Raw genomic sequence first — 3,428 nt, 5'->3', positions numbered from 1 at the left:
TATATCGATTTTATGAACAATTAAAATCAGCATTCATTATATATTCAAAATGAGGCCAATAAATTTATTTATAAACTATTTTATAATAATTTTGGAAGTTGAATGAAATATGAATTAGCATTATACTAATAATTATATATATGGGCATAATAGAGAACTATGATTGAGGTCATCGATCTTAATTCTGGATATTATAACGATGGAAGATATACAGAAATTCTAAAAAACATAAATATGAATATTAATGAAAACGAAATAGTTGGGATACTGGGGCCAAATGGTTCAGGCAAGACAACGCTGATGAAATCAATTATTGGCGATATTTATGCCAGAAACGGAAATGTCCTTTATAAAGGAAATAGCATATATGACAAAAAAAATTACCGGAACTACCGAAATTCTATAATTTATGTAAAGCAGGATTCCTTAAATAGCTTAAAGCCACTGAAAACCGTTAATTTCCAGATAGGAAAACTTTATAACTGGAAATCTTTTGATAAAGAAAGAGTGATATCATTATTTAAAGACCTGGAACTCAATCCAGAAATATTTAGAATGAAGGCCACGCAGTTAAGTGACGGAATGAGGCACAGAGTTGTAATTGCAATGGCTTTATTAAAAGAGCCAAAACTTCTTGTTCTGGATGAGCCGACAACAGGATTGGATTCCAGATCCATTTATAAATTCCTTAAACTTTTGAAGAATATAAAAGCACACACTTCGATATTAATATCAAGTAACGATGTTAATTCTCTTTTTGAAATTGCCGACAGAGTTTATATACTTTACGGCGGCCAGATAATAGAAAGTGGTGAATATGGTGAAATTTTAAAAAATCCTGAACATCCATTTACAGATATGCTTTTTAAATACGTTCCCGTTTATTCAAACCGCAACAGAAAATTTATTCCTGTAAACAATCAAAAAAATTCCGGATGCGTTTTTATTGGCAATTGCCCTTACCTGAAACCAGCATGTGAAAAAGAAATAGAATATAAATGCATAAATGGACATTGTTTCCGATGCATGAGATATCCGGGGTGGAAAAATGATTGAACTTAAAAATGTTTCAAAAGAATATAAAATTCCAAGAGGGCGATTAAAATTCAGTGATTTTTATGCATTGAACAATATTTCAACAATATTTAAAAATAATATTGTCAACGGTATAACTGGTTCATCCGGATCGGGAAAAACCACACTGGCAAATGTGATTACAGGTTACGATACCGATTATTCTGGAGAAATATTTTATAATGGGAAAAAAGAAAAAAATCCAAAATTTATTCGTTATGTATTTCAGGATCCTTATATAGCCATGAACCCTGTAAAAAATGTTGAGTGGCATATTAAAACCGCTGCATCAATAAATGGCATAAACATGGAAAAAGCAACGGAAAAACTGGAACTTGCAGGTATGGATTACAATAACTATAAAAATAGATACGCAAATTCTCTTTCAGGAGGTGAGCTTCAGAAACTTGCATTTGCAATTTCTATAATTCCGGAACCGGATTTTATAGTTCTGGATGAAGCTTTTTCAATGATGGATTCCATAACATTATTCCAAACATTGAACTTCCTGAAAGAGTTAAAAAATAAAATTTCCATAATTTATATTGACCATGATATTAATAGAGTTTCATTTGTATCAGATTATTTCTATATTATAGACCATGGGCAAATAATTGAAGAGGGTTATACTGAAAAAATTATGGAGTGCCCGGAAAATGATTATACAAAAGAACTAATAAAGTATTCACCGGATTATAAAAAAAGGATTTAATTGTTATTGTGCTCTTCATCAACCAGATTTACCGATTTTCCAGCTTTTGCTGCAAGGTGAGGCTTTTTATACTTAATATATAATGCGTAAATTATTGAAAATACAGTATATATACCTATTATTTCCACAGCGTAGGTTATTGGATAAACTGGTGGAACAACAGATTCATACAAAACGAATATGAATATTATTGTTGCTACAGTTGGCAATAAGTAATGTTCTACCAAATGAATGAACTTGTCATGTAAATTGGTATGTTTTTCTTTTAACCGCCTGAACATTGTCATAACACTTGTATTCAGAAGTACGTGGGTTATTATAAGGCCACCAAGTGCCATTGTTGTTAAAAATTGGAATGAGTCGGTAAGTGCCAGTACCACTTCAGCGTTGTCCGCACGGTCTGTAAGAAGATGGTAAGGGCTAACCCCTGCACCCATTGCAACTATAAATGTTGCCAGTATTGCTACAATGGATGACACAATGGCCACAAACATTAGAGCTTTTGACGGGGTTACATATTTTTTATGTATGAAAGAAAAGAATTTCGGAATAATTCCATCCCTTCCCATTGCAAAATATACCCTTCCTGCATTTGCCTGCATGGCAACGCTGTCAGAGAATGCAGAATTTAATGCTACAAGTGAAAACATTACACCACCAACTATTCCAGTATATGCAGTTGCTACAATTATGCCCGGAATCCCACTACTTGAAAAGGTCTGCATCATCGGTATACCCCATCCAACAATCTGTGAATATGCAACCTCAGTTAAAACAATACCAACAAGCAATAATCCTATAGTAAGGGATCTTGTAATTGCCTTTGGGTTTGTAGCTTCTTCACCAAGTGGTGCTGAACCACCATAGCCTATAAAGCTTGTTAATCCGAATATCATTCCAAGTCCAACACCTGCTACTGGCCCACCCTCTGGGGAAAACCATGAACTGTATTGGGGCCAGACAAATGGGTTGAAAACATTCAATGTATTATCCGGTGCCTTGATTATTATTATTGCTGAAAGAATTGCTAGAAAGATTAATTCGAAAAACGAAGCGTATCGAATATATTTCATCTGTGGCCTTATACCTATTATAGCAATCATAATTGGAATTATTATAAAACCAAGAATAAATGGAATCCATATCCATGCAGGCATGCCTACTCCAAGAAAATATAGAACTACGCCTGGAAGAACTACGCCTGCTACAAATACAGGAATTGCGGCAGTACTCACTATCTGATACATTGGATACATAAGCCCTGCGCTAATAGCAGGTACAGGGCCAAAGGCATTTGCTATATAACCATAATAACCGCCGGCACTGGCATGCCGTTTTGAAAGATGATATAATGTATTAACTTCAAGAAACATTGTCAATGTAGCAATTATGAATGATAACGGGGTAAGAAAGAAAGCAAAAACAGCTGAAGAAACAACAAATGCAATAGAATCACATGCTGGTGCCATGGCTGATATTTCCTCTGCTATAGCGCCCCATACTCCAACTTCACCTTTTTTTAATCGATTCTGGTATTGACCTTGTTTATTACTATCTACCATAAGAAGTTAGTATAACACTAACGTATATAAATATTCACCAGACATGATGAAAACATATCCTGTTATTTTTATAAATTTAT

Annotated in this window: 3 protein-coding genes; 2 read left to right on the top strand and 1 reads right to left on the bottom strand. The window is 33.9% G+C overall.

Annotated features, from left to right (window positions below):
• Nucleotides 1-159 precede the first annotated feature (159 nt).
• Together WKI77_RS07390 and WKI77_RS07385 are read left to right on the top strand one after the other, a co-directional pair.
• Entirely contained in the window at nt 160-1,056 is an 897-nt protein-coding gene (locus tag WKI77_RS07390; RefSeq protein WP_337861184.1) for an oligopeptide/dipeptide ABC transporter ATP-binding protein, read from the top strand.
• A complete protein-coding gene (locus WKI77_RS07385; protein ID WP_337861183.1) occupies nt 1,049-1,786 on the top strand; it encodes an ATP-binding cassette domain-containing protein in 738 nt (245 codons plus the stop codon). The genes WKI77_RS07390 and WKI77_RS07385 overlap by 8 nt, the downstream gene beginning before the upstream one ends.
• Here WKI77_RS07385 and WKI77_RS07380 read toward each other — a convergent pair.
• Nucleotides 1,783-3,348: an APC family permease gene (locus WKI77_RS07380; protein WP_337861182.1), complete on the bottom strand. Its 1,566-nt coding sequence runs from the start codon at nt 3,346-3,348 to the stop codon at nt 1,783-1,785. The genes WKI77_RS07385 and WKI77_RS07380 overlap by 4 nt on opposite strands.
• Nucleotides 3,349-3,428 lie beyond the last annotated feature (80 nt).

Source organism: Ferroplasma sp. (genome assembly GCF_037442045.1).
Lineage (GTDB): Archaea > Thermoplasmatota > Thermoplasmata > Thermoplasmatales > Thermoplasmataceae > Ferroplasma.
The sequence above is the reverse complement of the archived record's forward strand: the minus strand, read 5'-3'. Positions and strand labels throughout refer to the sequence as shown.

What these genes read in the sequence shown, in the direction of transcription:
- WKI77_RS07390 (WP_337861184.1), top strand. Translation starts at nt 160, where the DNA reads ATGATTGAGGTCATCGATCTTAATTCTGGATATTATAACGATGGAAGA.
- WKI77_RS07380 (WP_337861182.1), bottom strand. Translation starts at nt 3,348, where the DNA reads ATGGTAGATAGTAATAAACAAGGTCAATACCAGAATCGATTAAAAAAA.
- WKI77_RS07385 (WP_337861183.1), top strand. Translation starts at nt 1,049, where the DNA reads ATGATTGAACTTAAAAATGTTTCAAAAGAATATAAAATTCCAAGAGGG.